General features: G+C 68.8%; 23 protein-coding genes. 16 read left to right on the top strand and 7 right to left on the bottom strand.

The genetic code is table 11. From position 1 onward, the window contains the following. Positions 1–287, top strand: a 287-nt coding sequence (locus H0487_RS04000) for a hypothetical protein (RefSeq protein ID WP_220793057.1), incomplete at its 5' end; no start/stop codon positions are given. On the opposite strand, the gene H0487_RS03995 is transcribed toward H0487_RS04000, so the two are convergent. Continuing rightward, the gene (locus tag H0487_RS03995) at positions 230–805 is read right to left on the bottom strand and encodes a hypothetical protein (RefSeq protein WP_183092940.1); all 576 of its coding nucleotides are present in this window, start codon (positions 803–805) and stop codon (positions 230–232) included. The genes H0487_RS04000 and H0487_RS03995 overlap by 58 nt on opposite strands. Beyond that, the gene (locus tag H0487_RS03990; RefSeq protein ID WP_183092939.1) at positions 798–1,124 is read right to left on the bottom strand and encodes a helix-turn-helix domain-containing protein; all 327 of its coding nucleotides are present in this window, start codon (positions 1,122–1,124) and stop codon (positions 798–800) included. Before H0487_RS03990 ends, H0487_RS03995 begins: the two co-directional genes overlap by 8 nt. 269 nt (positions 1,125–1,393) lie before the next feature. On the opposite strand from H0487_RS03990, the gene H0487_RS03985 reads away from it, so the two are divergent. Together H0487_RS03985 and H0487_RS03980 are read left to right on the top strand one after the other, a co-directional pair. Continuing rightward, the gene (locus tag H0487_RS03985; protein ID WP_183092938.1) at positions 1,394–2,605 is read left to right on the top strand and encodes a tyrosine-type recombinase/integrase; all 1,212 of its coding nucleotides are present in this window, start codon (positions 1,394–1,396) and stop codon (positions 2,603–2,605) included. 320 nt (positions 2,606–2,925) lie between these two features. After that, positions 2,926–3,834, top strand: a complete 909-nt coding sequence (locus H0487_RS03980) for a hypothetical protein (RefSeq protein WP_183092937.1) — start codon at positions 2,926–2,928, stop codon at positions 3,832–3,834. A 168-nt stretch (positions 3,835–4,002) separates the two neighbouring features. Here H0487_RS03980 and H0487_RS03975 read toward each other — a convergent pair whose 3' ends face one another. From H0487_RS03975 to H0487_RS03960, 4 genes are all read right to left on the bottom strand, one after another. After that, positions 4,003–4,611 carry a hypothetical protein gene (locus H0487_RS03975; protein WP_183092936.1) on the bottom strand — a complete coding sequence of 203 codons (609 nt, stop codon included), beginning with the start codon at positions 4,609–4,611 and terminating at the stop codon, positions 4,003–4,005. Between the two features lie 44 nt (positions 4,612–4,655). Next, positions 4,656–5,075 (bottom strand): ImmA/IrrE family metallo-endopeptidase, encoded by a 420-nt coding sequence (locus H0487_RS03970; protein WP_183092935.1) that lies wholly within the window; start codon positions 5,073–5,075, stop codon positions 4,656–4,658. Positions 5,076–5,185: 110 nt separating this feature from the next. Continuing rightward, positions 5,186–5,623 carry a sunset domain-containing protein gene (locus H0487_RS03965; RefSeq protein ID WP_183092934.1) on the bottom strand — a complete coding sequence of 146 codons (438 nt, stop codon included), beginning with the start codon at positions 5,621–5,623 and terminating at the stop codon, positions 5,186–5,188. 140 nt (positions 5,624–5,763) lie between these two features. After that, complete coding sequence (locus H0487_RS03960; RefSeq protein ID WP_183092933.1) at positions 5,764–6,219, bottom strand: helix-turn-helix domain-containing protein; 456 nt, start codon at positions 6,217–6,219, stop codon at positions 5,764–5,766. 121 nt (positions 6,220–6,340) lie between these two features. Between H0487_RS03960 and H0487_RS03955 the strand changes: the two genes are divergently transcribed. The 12 genes from H0487_RS03955 to H0487_RS03900 all read left to right on the top strand — a co-directional run bounded on the left by H0487_RS03955 (position 6,341) and on the right by H0487_RS03900 (position 13,241). Beyond that, positions 6,341–6,562, top strand: a complete 222-nt coding sequence (locus H0487_RS03955) for a hypothetical protein (protein WP_183092932.1) — start codon at positions 6,341–6,343, stop codon at positions 6,560–6,562. After that, complete coding sequence (locus tag H0487_RS03950) at positions 6,562–6,771, top strand: helix-turn-helix domain-containing protein (protein ID WP_183092931.1); 210 nt, start codon at positions 6,562–6,564, stop codon at positions 6,769–6,771. Before H0487_RS03955 ends, H0487_RS03950 begins: the two co-directional genes overlap by 1 nt. Before the next feature lie 105 nt (positions 6,772–6,876). Further along, positions 6,877–7,068, top strand: a complete 192-nt coding sequence (locus H0487_RS03945) for a hypothetical protein (protein ID WP_183092930.1) — start codon at positions 6,877–6,879, stop codon at positions 7,066–7,068. 88 nt (positions 7,069–7,156) lie between these two features. Next, positions 7,157–7,564, top strand: a complete 408-nt coding sequence (locus H0487_RS03940; protein ID WP_183092929.1) for a RusA family crossover junction endodeoxyribonuclease — start codon at positions 7,157–7,159, stop codon at positions 7,562–7,564. Further along, positions 7,561–8,073 (top strand): hypothetical protein, encoded by a 513-nt coding sequence (locus H0487_RS03935; RefSeq protein ID WP_183092928.1) that lies wholly within the window; start codon positions 7,561–7,563, stop codon positions 8,071–8,073. Before H0487_RS03940 ends, H0487_RS03935 begins: the two co-directional genes overlap by 4 nt. Next, positions 8,070–9,113, top strand: a complete 1,044-nt coding sequence (locus H0487_RS03930; RefSeq protein ID WP_183092927.1) for a PD-(D/E)XK nuclease family protein — start codon at positions 8,070–8,072, stop codon at positions 9,111–9,113. The genes H0487_RS03935 and H0487_RS03930 overlap by 4 nt, the downstream gene beginning before the upstream one ends. Continuing rightward, positions 9,110–9,406: a hypothetical protein gene (locus H0487_RS03925; RefSeq protein ID WP_183092926.1), complete on the top strand. Its 297-nt coding sequence runs from the start codon at positions 9,110–9,112 to the stop codon at positions 9,404–9,406. Before H0487_RS03930 ends, H0487_RS03925 begins: the two co-directional genes overlap by 4 nt. A 19-nt stretch (positions 9,407–9,425) precedes the next feature. Next, complete coding sequence (locus H0487_RS03920) at positions 9,426–9,875, top strand: hypothetical protein (protein WP_183092925.1); 450 nt, start codon at positions 9,426–9,428, stop codon at positions 9,873–9,875. Between the two features lie 109 nt (positions 9,876–9,984). Continuing rightward, positions 9,985–10,290 (top strand): hypothetical protein, encoded by a 306-nt coding sequence (locus tag H0487_RS03915; RefSeq protein WP_183092924.1) that lies wholly within the window; start codon positions 9,985–9,987, stop codon positions 10,288–10,290. After that, the gene (locus tag H0487_RS03910; protein ID WP_183092923.1) at positions 10,287–10,940 is read left to right on the top strand and encodes a bifunctional DNA primase/polymerase; all 654 of its coding nucleotides are present in this window, start codon (positions 10,287–10,289) and stop codon (positions 10,938–10,940) included. The genes H0487_RS03915 and H0487_RS03910 overlap by 4 nt, the downstream gene beginning before the upstream one ends. Positions 10,941–11,028: 88 nt before the next feature. After that, complete coding sequence (locus H0487_RS03905; protein WP_183092922.1) at positions 11,029–11,412, top strand: hypothetical protein; 384 nt, start codon at positions 11,029–11,031, stop codon at positions 11,410–11,412. 8 nt (positions 11,413–11,420) lie between these two features. Then, the gene (locus H0487_RS03900) at positions 11,421–13,241 is read left to right on the top strand and encodes a DNA cytosine methyltransferase (protein ID WP_312855810.1); all 1,821 of its coding nucleotides are present in this window, start codon (positions 11,421–11,423) and stop codon (positions 13,239–13,241) included. 14 nt (positions 13,242–13,255) lie between these two features. Here H0487_RS03900 and H0487_RS03895 read toward each other — a convergent pair whose 3' ends face one another. Further along, on the bottom strand, positions 13,256–13,444 hold the full coding sequence (locus H0487_RS03895; RefSeq protein ID WP_183092920.1) for a hypothetical protein: 189 nt from the start codon (positions 13,442–13,444) through the stop codon (positions 13,256–13,258). A 17-nt stretch (positions 13,445–13,461) separates the two neighbouring features. Between H0487_RS03895 and H0487_RS03890 the strand changes: the two genes are divergently transcribed. Beyond that, entirely contained in the window at positions 13,462–15,213 is a 1,752-nt protein-coding gene (locus H0487_RS03890) for a hypothetical protein (RefSeq protein ID WP_183092919.1), read from the top strand. The last annotated feature ends 88 nt before the right edge of the window (positions 15,214–15,301 follow it).

The following is a 15,301-nucleotide window of genomic DNA, read 5'->3' as shown; positions in this document are numbered from 1 at the left end:
TGATGGTCCCGCACCTCCCCCAGGGAGAGACCGCGTCGGCGCTCGCCTTCAACCAGGTGCTCCGCTTCCTCGGCTTCACCATCGGCAGTGCCGCGAGCCCCGCGCTGCTCGCCGCGTTCGGCGGCGGTGCCTCCGGCTTCCGATCGACCCTGCTCGTCATCTGCGGCCTCTGGGTCGCCGCCGGGATCGCGGTCGTCGTGCTGGACGCACGGCGCGCCAACGCGGCGCCTCAGGTCGCGCCGGGCAGGTCGGACCTGATGCGGCGCAGGCGATCCCCGCGGGAGTGATCGCCGGTGATCTCGTCGATCCAGGCCGCGGCTTCTCCGACGTCACCACTGCCGTCCTGGATCAAGGTCTCGATGTCGACCCAGTCCTTCGAGCGGTTGAAGAGTGCCTTGAAGACGATCAGGTCGGTCGCTGTGAGAACCAGGATGTCGTCACTCAGGAAGCGGGCAGGCTCTGCCCGGTCGACGACGAGCTCGTGGTAGGTCGGATGGACGGGCAGGAACAGGTCGAGCGGCGTGTCGGGGTCGCGCCACCAGAGCCTGGTCTGCCCCACCTGGCGGACCTCGGAACGAGCGGCCCCATGGATCTCGAGATCGTCAGGCAGCGCTGCGAACAGGATCTCCGGATGGGCGGTGTCAGCCGTGACGTTGAGATCGATGTCGGCCGTGAACCGAGGGTCCCGCGTGTGGACAGCCAGGGCCAAGGCTCCACCCACCGCATGCGGAAGGCCGGCCGCCTCGAGCGTCCGATGGACCGACAGGAGGCGCTGGAGCAGGAGGGGAGCTGGTCGTTCAGGCATGGGCTGCTGCCCGCCGAGAGGCCAGCGCCCACACGTCGCTCAGGTCCGGGAGCGGGTCCTTCTCCTTGCGGGGGAACAGCTCGCCGAGCTCGAGCACCGCGATGAACGACTCGGAGATCTCGAGCCGCCTCTTCACCGTCACCTCGATGCGCCGCCCGGCGGCGGCGGCAAGCCGCTCGAGCTGCGGGAGGGACGGCTGGGTCGTGCCCTTGAGGTAGCCGTCGAGGAGCGACCGACTCACCCCGGACACCTCCGAGAGGGCCGACTTGGTCATGCCCGACTCCTCGAGGAGCATCCCGACCAGATCTGCGCAATCCACCACCCCAGGATATGTACTGAATCCAGTACATACAACGGCCCAAAGTGAGGTTCCGCCAGCGGAGGCGCGAACACAGAAACCCGGCCCCATCAGGGACCGGGTTCCGTTGGAGCCGCCTGTCGGAATCGAACCGACGACCTAGTCATTACGAGTTGCTAGAATCGCTCTGTGACGGGCCTCAAAACCGCTCCGTTGAGCGTGATTCAGTTCCAATCAATGTCAGGTAGCATGTTCAAGATGGCTACAGAAATGGCTACAGGCGGGCAGTCATGACCACCACCCGACGCGACTACGGCAGCGGCAGCGTCTACCAGCGCAAGAGCGACGGTCTCTGGATCGGCACGATCGAGGCCGGGTGGACCGCCACTGGCGCGCGACGTCGCGTCACCGTCTCCGCCAAGACCAAGGCTGAAGCCAAGCGCAAGCTGCAGAAGAAGCAGGTCGAGATCGACTCCAACGGCACGCCCGTGGTCTCCGCCCGCGCCACCACGAAGTCCTGGGCCGAGGAGTGGCTGCCCATGGCCGAACGAACCATGCGCCCCTCGTCGTTCGTCAGCGCCCGGGCAGCGGTGAACCTCTGGATCATCCCGACGATCGGCCACAAGAAGTTCGCCGAACTCACTCCCGCCGACATCCGCGCCGTCGCCACCGCCCAACGCAAGGCCGGCCGCTCCTCCAGCACCGAGCTGCGCACCCACTCCGTCCTCATGACCATGCTCAAGGCGGCGATGCTCGAAGGACACACCGTCCACCCCCGGCTGCTCGCCGTGAAGGCACCGCGGAAGGCCGTCACCGACCGCGACGCCATGACCGTCGAGCAGGCCCTCGCGATCCTCCCCTGGGCCGGATCGCTCCATCACGGCTCCCGCTTCCTCGCCGCCCTGCTGCAAGGGATGCGGCAGGGCGAGAGCCTCGGCCTCACGTGGCCGTCGGTCGACCTCGACGCGAACACCATCACCGTCGAGTGGCAGGCCCAGGCACTCCCCTACCGGATCGCGCGCGACCGGACCTCGGGCTTCCGGATCCCCGACGGCTACGAGGTCCGACACCTGCAGGGCGCACTTCACCTGGTGCGCCCCAAGTCGAAGGCCGGCTACCGGGTCATCCCGATCGTCCCCGTGATGCGGGACGCCCTGCTCGCATGGCGCGAGGTCCAGGCCGACCTGATCACCGACAACCCGCACGGACTCGTCTGGCCGAACCTCGATGGGGCGCCGACGTACTACAAGGTCGACGACGAGGAGTGGTACGGACTCCAGCAGGCCGCCGACGTGCAGCATCCCGCCGGGCGCCTGTTCTCGATCCACGAGGCCCGACACACGACAGCGACCCTCCTGCTCGAGTGCGGCGTTGACCCGGCTGTCATCGTCGCGATCATGGGGCACAGCTCGATCTTGACGACCCGTGGCTACCAGCACGTCCGCACCGAGCGCGCGATGGCCGCGCTCGAGCTCGTGGCCGACCGACTGCAGCTCGGCTGACGAGCCGCGCCACGCCGATGGAGGGCCTGTTCGCCTCAAGCGGAATTTCGCCGCATTTGAACGCCCAGGAGTGACATCACTGTCCGCGGGAAATGGAAGGAATCCTCGGAAAATGCAGGAGAAACTCGCCCTGACCTGCGGACTTGGACACCAGTTCGAACAGCATGCCGAGATCATGAAGGCATCTCCTTTACCTCCGGTTCTCGTCGGCGCCTGCGGCCGTCGACCCACCGCTGGTGGTAGCGTGAGCCCTGCTGAATGGAAATCGCTCCCCGATCAATCCCGGTCGAGGGGCTCACGTCTCGATCAAGGAGATCGGCATGACCAGCACTACCCACCTGCACTCGGTGCAGGACGACGCGGCTCGCTTCGAGGCAGGCCACGACATCACCGACCGCGGTTCCGCGGCGGCCCCTCCGACCGGCGGAGACAACGGCAGCGGCACGGACCGTCCGGTCCGCGCACCGAAGAAGGCGCGGGCCGCCCGCCCCCTGCCGACCGACCGGCTTAGCTTCTCGAACCAGGTCGCGGTACTGAAGAACGTCGCCATCACCAGCGGCAACAACCGGCGGGGTTCGGACTCCTACGCGATGTCCGCGGCGATCGGGCTCAAGGGCGAGACCGGTGGGTTGAACTCGCGGTTCTTTCGGTCGGCCGGCTGGTTCGAGCTCGCCGAGGCGCGTGGAGACTACACCGCCAGCCCTGGCACCCTCGCATGGAACCAGCACGTCAGCGTCGACCCGACCGCCCAGTTCGAGGCGACCGCGCAGATGCGCGCCGAGGTCGCCCGCAGCTGGTTCTGGGAAACGTTGCAGCCCATGCTTGAGAGCGGACAGCCCATCCGCGAGTCGCTGGCCCTGGTCGAGTTGGCTAAGGCCGCCGGAGCAACCGACCACGGGTCGCAACTGACGATGATCCTGGAGTGGCTCGAGTGGGTGGGCCTCGTCGTGCGCGAGGAAGGCCAGATCCGGTTGCGGAGCATCGAGGAGGCGCCGGCCGACGCGGCAGACGACGAGAAGGTCGACAGCGTCGAGAACGAGTCGGAGGCCAACGCGGCCGAGCTCACCGCCTCGACCAGTGCGAGCACGGCGCGGCCCAACCCGTCGGTCGACACCGAGGCGATCGTGTCGTTCAACCTGAGCGTGCGGCTGACGGCTGACGACCTGCAGTCGATGGACGAAACCCAGCGGGACTTCGTCCTCGCGCTGGCTGAGCGGCTCCGCGGCTAGGACAGCTGCTCCAAAACTGGCGCCGCCGCCACCGAGCCGGAGAGGTTCTTGCTGAAGGAAATCGCTCCGTACGGCTCGGGGCGGCGGCGTCTTCTGTCACGGTAGCCGATTTCGCCAGGACGTCCACCATCCTCGCCGAATCGTGACCATGCCCTCGTCGACCTGGTTTCACCTCGGCAGCCACTCGGCTGTGGTCACGCCGTCAGGCCTCCAGAGCAAGCTTGCGATCTTGGCGCCCTGCGGCACCTCGTACGCGATCCACCCTTTGATGCATCGCCCGGGAATCATCGTGACGTACTCGGAGAACCGAGGCGTTGGCCAGTCGTTCCACGACGACCCGCTGTCCTTGTACTCGCTACCGTCCGGGGCGACGGCGGACCAGTCGTGGGCCGACGTGGAGAAGATGTCGTTGGGGCCATCCTCGGCAAGGCACTGCTCGATGCGCAGCCCGAGGAAAACGTTGCCGGCTTGAGGTTCGCGGTATTGAGCCGGCGGGTACGGGATCTTCACCTCTTCGAGCGTGGTCTCGATCGACTGACCGACCCGGGTCTGTCCGACTTTGAGCGCACGCTCCCCTACGTTCGGTGCGAATGGATCCTCGGCGGGCGATGTCGTTGGTGCCGCCGAGTCGGACTCGAAGGTCTCCGGCGTCACGGTGACCGTCGCGGTCGCGGTGACGGTCTCGACGGGCTTTGCGTCGCCAGTCGAATCCTCGCCGCACCCTGCGAGAAGAGCTAGAGGAAGGGACAGCGCCGGGAGAAAGCCGCGGGGTGACATGGCGGTCAGGCTAGGTCGGCGAGACGAGGGCCGCAGGCAAATGGTCAAGCGTCACGCTTCTGGTGTCTCTCGTGAAGCTGCCTTCCGCGAGTCTCCCACCACCGTCGCCACGCCTCGATCAACTTCGGGGTGACGCCGAGCTCGACCGCGAGCGCGGACAGGTGGTGGCCGGCCAGGTCTTCGGCGGTGGCGTACTGCGCCGGGGTAATGAGGAAGGCGGCGCCGTACTCCCATGCGCGGCGTTCGGCCCGGCGGGAGGAGCAGCGGTCGCCGAACTTCTGGTGGCCGAGCTCGTGAGCGAGGGTGGCTGTTGCCTGGGCCCGGGTCAGGCGGAGGCTGAGGACGATGCGGTCGTCGATCCAGTGGTACTCGCCGCGGCGGCGGTCGCCGAGGTCGGCCCACTCGACTTCGATGCCGAGGTCGGCGCAGTGCTGGAAGACCAGGTCGAGGCGGTCTCGGCTCACCTGCGCGTCATGGCCTCTGGCGTTCTCCCGGTTCTCCGCCGACCAGCCGCACCCGGATGGCGGCCGCTGTCAGGGCACGGATCCTGGCAGGCGGTTCCGACAGAGCACGTTCATCGGCGGATCCTCGAAGGGCGGAAGCCGCGGCGTCGCGCCTGCTCTTCGCTCTTGAAGCACTCCTCAGGGATCGTTGCGCCGTAGTAGAGCCAGGTCGGCAAGTGATAGATGCGAGCAGTTCGGCGGCTGGTGAACGACCAGTTCCCCTTGATGGGCGCCTGCGGCGGGCAGTCGTAGCCGTTCGACCGGTAAGAGTGGTCATCCCAGATGTCCGCCCTCGCCTTAGCCAGAGCTGCGCGCCGCTCATTGATTGGCGACGGAAAGTAGTGCGCCCGCGCTTCCAGGTCCAGCGCCCGATCCCTCAGGCGATCCGATACCTCGCGGTCTCGCCAGTAGCGAGCCTCACGACGCTGTTCACGCTCCTCTTCTCGGAGCTCCTCGTTCTCAAGCTTTCGCTCCAGTGCAGCGGCTTCGTCTTTGTCAGAAGGACTCACACCAGTCTCCGCTGAGCACGATGCGAGCACCCCCACGACGAACCCAGTCGCAACCACACGCGAGACGGCCCTGAACACCCAATCACCTTTGCACGGACCAGATCAGCCTGTCCCACCGAAACTCGATTTCTCGCTGGCCCTCAGGTGCTGCGTTCGGTCTCCTCGGCTTCGTCGTACGGGTCGACATCCTGGTCGTCAGCCGCAAGATCGTGGTCGGCCGCGTGCTCAGGTGTTGGCTGGAAGCCTCGCGCAGACGCGCTGCGTGTGAAGCCCCATCTAACCCGGGCCTCGGGGGGCATCAGGTAGGTCTGGCCGTCGGGCGTATGGATCACGGTGGCATCGCCTGTGCGGCCATCTTCGGCGACCTCGGCCTCCGAGACGAGCCAAGATAGGGCGACATCAAGAGCCTGGGCGACGTTCCAGACCTCGCTGAACTGCCCTCGTTCGCCGCGCTCAATCTTCCCGACCTGGCGCGCGGTGATGCGCGCGAGCTCAGCCACTTCGTCGCGCGACAGTCCGCGCTTCACGCGCATCGCCTTGATCTCGTGCCCGAGCGCGACAAGAAGGCGCTCAGTCCACTCGTCGTCGGCTTCCATGTGTCTGATTCTGTCCCGACTGGTCAAGAAATGCCATATCTGGCACGTATTGAACTTGAATCGGCTGCAGATGGAAGGTTAAGTTCCATATGTGGCACATAACGAACCTCATGACGTAGCGATGCAGCAGGCTATCCGCGCTGCGATCGTCGAGGCCGGACTGACCATCAGCCAGTGCGCGAGCCAGATCGGACTCGCGGACAACTCCTTCTCTCGCCGGATGAACGGGCACATCGCGTTTCAGTGGAACGAGATCGTCGCGGTCGCACGGGTGACCAAGCGCCCCGTCTCCGAGCTTGTGGCGGCAGCGGAGCGCATCGCCGGGATCCGGGGCGCCGCCTGATGGTCGTCTCCGCCCTCCCTCGGATCGCGGTGACCCGCAAGGAGGCCGCGCAGATGCTCGGCGTCTCCATCGACGTCGTCAAGCGCGCCCGCGACGAAGGCCGACTCCACCCGAAGGCCGTGAGCCACCGCTCCGACGGCCAAGTCACCAAGGAGCTCTACAGCGTCGCCGAGCTCGAGCAGTGGTTCTCCGAGCTGGAGGACGCGTGAGCGACCCCACCGCTCAGAAGACCTGCGTCGCCTCCTGAAAAGCCAGCGGGGTCCGGCTCATCGCCTGGCAGCGACCGGACCCCACCAACGAAAGCGAGTCTACCCGTGAACCGCATCCTCACGCTCGTCCCCAACCACCGCGGCGAGCCGACTCTCATCCACCTCGGCGGCCCCGGCGGGCACACCGTCGAGGGCAGCCGCGCGACCTGCGCCGGGCCCGACGTCGGGCCGTGCCCCGCCCACTTCCCCGTGACCTACGGACGCGAGGCGGCCAAGCACAAGGCAGTCGTTCGATGAACCGGCCCGACCAGATCACCCTCACCGTCGTTGGCCTCACCCTCGGCCTCGCCGCGACGTGGCTCCTCCTGTGCTGGGGCGTCGTCCGATGATCCCGATCACCATCGACACGATCGACACCCGGCACCTCGTCACCGGGAACCGGCGGATCCACTACTACAAGCGCGCCGAGGTCTGCGCCTACTGGCGCGACCTCGCCAACCGCGCCGCCCTCGACGCCTACGGCCACGCCGACATCGGCCAGGCCTGGCACCAACGCATCCGGATCGTCCTCACCTTCCGGTTCCCCGACCTCCGCCGCCGCGACGTCTCCAACCTCTACCCCTACGTCGCCAAGCCCATCGTCGACGGGCTCGTCGACGCCCGCGTCATTCCCGACGACAACGACCACCACCTCATCGGACCCGACCTCCGCAGAGACCCCGACCGCGGACCCTGCCGCGTCCTCATCGACATCCACGACCTCGACCGCGCCCACACCCAGGAGATCCAGTGAGCACCACCACCGCCAAGATCGCCGCCGCGTCCTGCAAGGACACCGGCGTCACCCCCGACCTCGCCGCGAAGATGTGGGCCAAGCTCGGGTCCCGCCACATCGCGATCGTCGAGCTCATCGTCGACGAGCGGTCCGAGGACTCCGGCGACACCCGCGGCGTGAAGCTCACCGTCGCGTCGGTCGAGCCCGCCGTCGACTCCGACGCCGCCGAGCACCTCCGCGAGCTGCAGCGCGCCTTCTACACAGCCCGCCAGCCCAACCGGACCCTCCTCGCCGGCGTCGAGGCCACCCCGCGGGACGTCATCATCCGCGGCCAGGTCGAGGTGTTGTTCTGCGACCATTGCGGCCAGTCGTTCGGGTCCCGGTCGATTAACCACGGCCGCCGCGACGGCGTGGCCTGCATCTACACCCCGTGCCGCCACCCCGTCCTCGAGGACGTCCCCCGCTGCCCCTGCACCACCGACGGCGAACTCCTCGCCACGGGCGCCGGGGAGGTGGCGTCGTCGTGAGCGCGCTCGTCGTCCACCCCGAGTTCAAGCGCGACCAGTGGAAGCGCCCCAAGATCACGCCCACCGACGGCGGCCGCCCGGTCCCCTACAAGCGGTGCACGTCGTACGTCGACGTCCTCGACAACCGCTACAACCTCGAGCTCTGGAAGCAGCGCATGACCGCGCTCGGGATCGCCGAGCGTGACGACCTCCGCCTCGCCGTCCTCGCCCACAAGGACGACAAGAACCGGCTCAACACCCTCGTCGACCAGGCCACCGAGGCCGCCAAGGCCAGCAGCGCCGCGACGAAGGGCACCGCCCTCCACGCCCTCACCGACCTCGTCGACCGCGGCCAGGACCTCCCCGAGACGCTCCCCGACGACGTCGTCGCGTCGCTGCGCGCCTACAAGGAGGCCACCGCGGACCTCAAAGTCATCCACATCGAGCACCCCACCGTCCTCGACACGCTCCGCATCGCCGGGACCCCCGACCGGATCGTGGAGTACAAGGGCGAGCGGTACATCGCCGACACCAAGACCGGGAGCATCGAGTTCGGCGTCCGGAAGATCGCGATGCAGCTCGCGGTCTACTCCCGGTCCTACCTCTACGACGTCGAGACCGCCGAACGCACCCCCCACGGCTGCTCCACCAGCCGCGGGATCATCTACCACATGCCCGCCGGCGCGGGCACCGCTGAACTCGTGTGGGTCGACCTCGAGGCCGGGTGGGAGTCCGTCCTCGTCGCCCGCGACGTGTGGGGCGCCCGGCTCTGCGCCGACTGCGCCGGCCGGAACGTGTCGTCCTGCAAGCACCAGTTCGACCTCCTCACCGAACCGTTCGGGCCCCCACCACGGCCGTCACTGCGCCGGGAGAAGGCGGACCAGGCGAAGGTCACCCAGCAGGTCGAGAACGAGCAGCAGAAGCTCGACCGGATGATCCGCGCCTGCGACACCGCGGACATGGTCCGCGACCTGTGGGCGAACAACGCCGTGGCGTGGACCGACACCCTGACCGCGGTCGCGAAGACCCACATCAAAAGCCTCGGGCGGGAGGCGTCATGACCGCCGAGCAGCTCGACGTCGCCGACATCGTCGGCGAAGAGATCGACCTCCCCTGCGGCTGGCACAGCTGCGAGAAGCCGGCCGAGTGGATCGTCTGGACCAACCACCGGTGCGAGGTCCACGTCGGGCACGGCCTGTCCTGCGACGACTGCCTGCGCCGCGTCCTCACCACACCGCGGGGTCTGGTCTGCGAGACCACCGGGGAGCGTCTGCGCCCGGCCCGCGCGTGGATCAACCGCTTCGAGCGGATCAACAAGCCCCCGGCCGCCAACACCGGCGCCCGGGACCACTGAGAAGAGCAAGGAGAAGGACATGACGAACTGGGAAGAGATCGACGTCCCCCGTGGGGCGTTCATCGGCTGGGGCAGCAAGGTCGGGCAGCACGTCACCGGGAAGGTCCTCGCGTACGACGAGCGCGGCGGCACCGACTTCGCCGGCGACCCCTGCCCGCAGTTGCAGGTCGAGCTCACCGACCCCGCGGCGTCGTTCAACAAGGACGGCGACCGCACCGACTACCCGGCCGGTGACCTCGTGGTCCTCAACTGCGGGCAGGTGTCCCTCAAGCGCGCGGTCCGCGCGGCGGCGCTCGACGTCGGGGACCTGGTGAAGATCGAGCTGCAGAACCTCGTGAAGACCGAGAAGGGCACGGTCAAGGAGTTCGGCATCAAGGTCGCCCGCGGCGCCGGCGCCAGCGCCTCCGCGAAGGCCCCGGCGGCCTCCGCCAGCTCGTCGGAGCCGGTGAAGGAGGAGGCCCCGTTCTAGGTGCCTCCGGTGCGTCCCATCCGCGCAGGGGAAGCCGGGTGGGACGTGCCGAAGACACCTCGAACCCGCGGACCGAGAGAAGGCCTGACCCGATGAAGAAGGTGACGAAGTGATCGGCGCCCCGAACAGCGAAGCCCGCAAACGCAAGGCCGAGGAGGCCGCGCGAGGGTTCCACCCCGTTCACGTCCTTCCGGACTTCGACGGGTCGGCGTACGTCGCCTGGCGCGACGACGCGATCGACTGGGACCTCAACTACCCCGCGGACACGAAGAACGGCGGCGCCATCCAGGGACGGCGAGTGCTCGCGCTGCTCCAACGCATCGGCATGGTCGAGGGCATCCTGGCCGCCTACGGCGACGACCCCGACATCGAGCCCGAGTTCCTCGTTCACCAACTGCGTCAGGCCCTCCGATGAGCGGCCCGCAGACGCTCGAGGAGGCCGAGGCCGAGCTCATCGAAGCCTGGCGCGCCGGCGACGACACCCGAGCCGCTGCGGCCGAGAAGGTCGTCGACGAGCTCGACCGCCTCGCTCGTGAACGCCGCAAGGCCGCGACCCTCCACTCGGTCGCGCTCTGGTACGCCGCCCGCGGGTTCCGCGTCTTCCCTCTCATCCCGGGCACCAAGATCCCCTTCAAGGGCTCCAATGGCTGCCTCGACGGATCCTCCAACCCCGACGTCGTCAACGGCTGGTGGAACGCCGAGCCCGACGCCAACATCGGACTCGCCACCGGACATCGCGTCGACGTCGTTGACATCGACGGCCTCCCCGGACAGACCAGCCGTGCCCGGCACTGGGACGAGGTGTTCGCGAAGGTCGACGCCGACCAGCTCGCCAAGGTCCTCACCCCCCGTCCGGGCGGGATGCACATCTACGTTCCCGCGACCGGTGACGGGAACCGCGCCGGCATCGTCCCGGGCGTCGACTACCGCGGCAAGGGCGGGTACGTCGTCGCGCCGCCATCGGTGATCACAGAGGAGGCGGCGCGGAAGTACGACAACCACCACCCCGGCCACTACGAGTTCCTCGGCACCCCCAACCTCGACCTCACGGACGGGGCGGCGTGATGGCGCCGGACACGTGCACCTGCGACCCCCGCCACCAGGACTCCGGAGGCTACGACCCCGGCTGCCCCGAACACGACCAGGACGCAGCATGAGGGCCGTCGAGTCCCGCACCCGCCTCGAACAGCTCCAGACCCTCGAGCGACGGGTGCGCCACGAGATCGACAGCGCCACCCGCGCCGGGAACCGCCGCGAGCTCGCCCGGCTCCTCACCCTCGAGCAGAAGATCACTGACGCGATCCGCGGCGAGGGTGGTCGGCCGCTCCCGAAGCGCACCGGTGCCCCGAGGACCCGACGGAAGAAGGCCGAGGACCGCGTCACCAAGCGTCTGCAGCAGCTCGGCGTCACCAGCCACGACGTCAAGGTCTGGGCCGTCTCCGTCGGCCTCCTCGACCAGGTCCGCCGCGGCCGGATCAAGGGCGCTGTCGTCGAGGCCTACGCCACCGCCCACCAGCAGCTCGGAGGAGCAGCATGACCCTCACCGTGACCGATCTGTTTTGCGGCGGTGGCGGATCGAGCACCGGCATGATCGCCGTGCCCGGCATTCAGGTCCGCATGGCCGCCAACCACTGGGACCTCGCCGTCGAGGTCCACAACAGCAACCACCCCGACGCCGACCACGCCGCCGTCGACCTCCACGAGGAAGACCCCCGCTACTTCCCCCGCACCGACATCCTGTGGGCCTCCCCCGAGTGCACCAAGTGGTCTCAGGCGTCCGGCGCGAAGTACTCGTCGATCTCGACGTCGCTCGACGGGGACCTCCTCGAGCTGCTGAACCCCGACCTCGTCGACGAGGACCCCGAGACGGCGATCGTCCGCCGCTCCCGGCTGCTGATGTTCGACGTCCTCCGGTTCGTCGAGCACCACCGCTACCGGGCCGGGGTGATCGAGAACGTCGTCGACATCGCGACCAACCGGAAGTACGCCCCCGAGTGGGCGCTGTGGCGCAAGGGCCTGATCAACCTCGGCTACGAGTTCCGGGTCGTGTCGCTCAACAGCATGCACGCCCAGGCGCACGGCGACCCGGCGCCGCAGTCCCGCGACCGGCTCTACATCGTGTTCTGGCTCAAGGGCAACCGTGCGCCGAACATCGACGCCGTCATGCGGCCGCTCGCGTGGTGCCCGGAGTGCTCGGCCGTCGTCGAGTCGCAGCAGGTCTTCAAGAACGGCCGCACGGTCGGGAAGTACCGGTCGCAGTACGTCTACCTCCACGCCGGGTGCGGGACCACGGTCGAGCCCGGCTACCTTCCGGCCGCCGCCGCGATCGACTGGTCGCTCCGGGGCTCCCGGATCGGCGACCGGACGAAGGACCTCGCCGAGAAGACCCGCCGCCGGATCGCGGCCGGGATCGCGAAGTACTGGGGCGCGTTCCACATCGAGGCGTCCGGCAACCAGTACGACGCCGCCGACCCGAAGCACAAGAGCTTCGGCGACCCGAACGCCTACTACCGGGCGTGGCCCATGTCCGAGCCGCTCAAGGTGCTGCACACGATCGAGTCGAAGGGGCTCGTCGTGCCCCTCGAGGGACGGGCAGGCGACCGGGTGAACAGCGCCAGCCAGCCGCTCCGCACCCAGACCTCACGCCACCTCGATGCGCTCGTCTCCGTCGACGGCGGAACTGACGAGGTCTGGATCTGCCCGACGTGCGGCAAGCCCAACCCGCACGGCTACTCGTGGCCCGATCACCTCCATGGCCCCGACCCCAAGCCGTCCTTCATCGCTGAGCTCCGGGGTGGCGGGTCGGACGCCCGGCCCGCATCACACCCGCTCTCGACGATCACCGCGTCCGGGAACCACCACGGCCTCGTGGTGCCTGCCGGCGGGACGTGGAACGACGACGCCCGGTCCACCGACGAGCCGCACCGGACCATGACGACCCGGGAGACGTCGGCGATGCTGACGCCGTACTACGGCAACGCCGAGGGCTCCCAGCCCGTCGACAAGCCGGTCGGCACCCTCACCACGGTCGACCGCTACGCGCTCATCCAGCGGCACAACAGCAGCAAGGGCGACGGCGGCGAGATGCTCACCCCCGCAGCCGAGTACCTCCGCACCCTCACCACCAGCGGCCACCAGTCCCTCGTCACCCCCGGCGAGATCGCCGCCGCCGAGGCGCAGGTCGACGACTGCATGTTCCGGATGCTCGAGCCCCACGAGGTCGCCGCCGGGATGGCGTTCCCCGCCGACTACCTGTGGGCAGGCACCCGCCGCGAGCGCGTCAAGCTCGCCGGCAACGCCGTCACGCCGCCAGCCGCGCGCGACCTGATCGCCGCCGTCGCTGAGTCCCTGGTCGGTGCAGCGTGAAAGGCGCAGTGAGGCTAGTCGCTGCTCGGAGCGACCGGCGTCCCAGGCTGCGGCCCGCCGGAGGTGTAGCGGAACGCCAGAGCGAGATCCCGGACCAGCTCGGCCTCGTGAATCGGGCCGAAGTCGTGGCTCTTGATGGCCTCGACCTGACGGGTGATTTCCATGAGCAACGCCTTGTGGGCGTCGCCGTGCGGACCTGGCATGGCAGGACCCCTTCCGTGTGCGGCGACCTGGTGCCGCCTCTCGATCTCGACCGTACGCCGACCGTCCGACGCAACAACGGCGTCGCTCCAAGCGAAAGGGTGAGCTAGTCATCGGGTACTTCGACAGCCTCAAGCCCCCGGCCCCCACCGTCGCCGACCCGCCGAAGTTCACGATCATCAACGGCGACCACGACGCCGCGCCCTACGCCCTCGCTGCACTCCGCGGCGAAACCGAACTCGTCGCCACCGCCCCCGAAGGCACTAGGAACCACGCCCTCAACAAGGCCTGGTTCAACATGGGCCGACACATCGGAGCCGGAACCATCACCCAAGACCTCGTCCGCACCACCCTCGCCGACGCCGCCCGCAAAGCCGGACTGCCCCAACACGAGATCGACACCGTCCTCCGCGACGACGACACCTCCGCCATGCGCGCCGGCGCCCAACACCCCCGCACCCCGACCCTGACCTACGACCCCCAGGTCACCATCGTCAACCCCACCGACCTCACCTCCCCCGCCGTTGACGAAGACGCGTTCTGGGGCGCCCGACCGATCCTCACCCACCTCCACACCTTCGCCCGCGCCCGCCGCGTCTCCCCCTGGGCCGTCCTCGGCGTCGCACTCGCCCGCATCATCACCGCCACCCCCCACCAGGTCTGCATCCCCCCGATCGTCGGCGGCCGCGCCTCCCTCAACCTCTTCATCGGACTCGTCGGCCCCTCCGGCGCCGGCAAGGGCGCAGCCGAAGCTGTCGCAGCCGACGCCCTCCACGTCGGCTACATCACCAGCCACAACGTCGGCAGCGGAGAAGGGATCGCCCACGGCTACAAGCGCCGCGTCAAGGGCGACCTCGAATGGCTCGACGACCGCCACGCCGTCCTCTTCTCCGTCCCCGAAATCGATTCCCTCGCCGCCCAAGGCGACCGGCGCGGCGCGACCCTCATGCCCCAACTTCGCTCCGGATGGACAGGCGAACAGCTCGGGTTCGGGTACGCCGACCCCACCAAGCGGATCATCGTCGAAGCCCACCAGTACCGCATGTGCCTCGTCGCCGGCATCCAACCCGGGCGCGCCGCGTGCCTCCTCGACGACGCCGACGGCGGCACACCCCAACGGTTCCTCTGGATGCCCGCCACCGACCCCGACGCACCCACCGACGCACCCGACGAACCCAAGCCCTGGACCTGGAACGCCCCCTACGTCAGCGACCGCGCCGGCCACGGAGGGATCCGCATCGGGGTCTGCGACACCGCCAAGGACACCGTCGTAGAGGCCCGCCTCGCCCGCCTCCGCGGCCACGGCGAAGCCCTCGACGGACACGCCCTCCTCGCCCGCCTCAAGACCGCCGCCGCCCTCGCCCTCGCCGACCAACGCCTCGACATCACCGGCACCGACTGGGACCTCGCCGGGATCGTCCAGGCCAAGTCCGACGCCACCCGAGCACGCGTCGTCGCCACCCTCCAGCAGAAGACCACCGCCGCCAACACCGCCCGCGCCGACGCCGAAGCCGCCCGCGCCGTGCACGTCGACGAACGGCTCGCCGACGCCGCCGTACAACGGGCCTGCCGCGGGATCACCCGCAAGCTCCGCCGCGAAGGCGACTGGACATCACGGAAGACGCTGCGCGGCGCGCTGCCTGGCCGCGACCGAGAACACTTCGACCCCGCCCTCGACCGGCTTATCGAAGCCGGACAGATCGAGCACGACGCCGCAGCGACCGGGCACGGCAACACGACCGGCAAGTACCGCCTGAGGGCCGACTCGTGACCCCGAACACAGGGGTGGACAGGGGTGGACATGTCCACCCCTGGCAACGGCCTCCTTCATGGGCACCGAATGCAAAAGCCCAGGTCAG

The organism is Nocardioides stalactiti (genome assembly GCF_014180715.1).
GTDB classification, from domain to species: Bacteria; Actinomycetota; Actinomycetes; order Propionibacteriales; family Nocardioidaceae; genus Nocardioides; species Nocardioides stalactiti.
The sequence above is the reverse complement of the archived record's forward strand: the minus strand, read 5'-3'. Positions and strand labels throughout refer to the sequence as shown.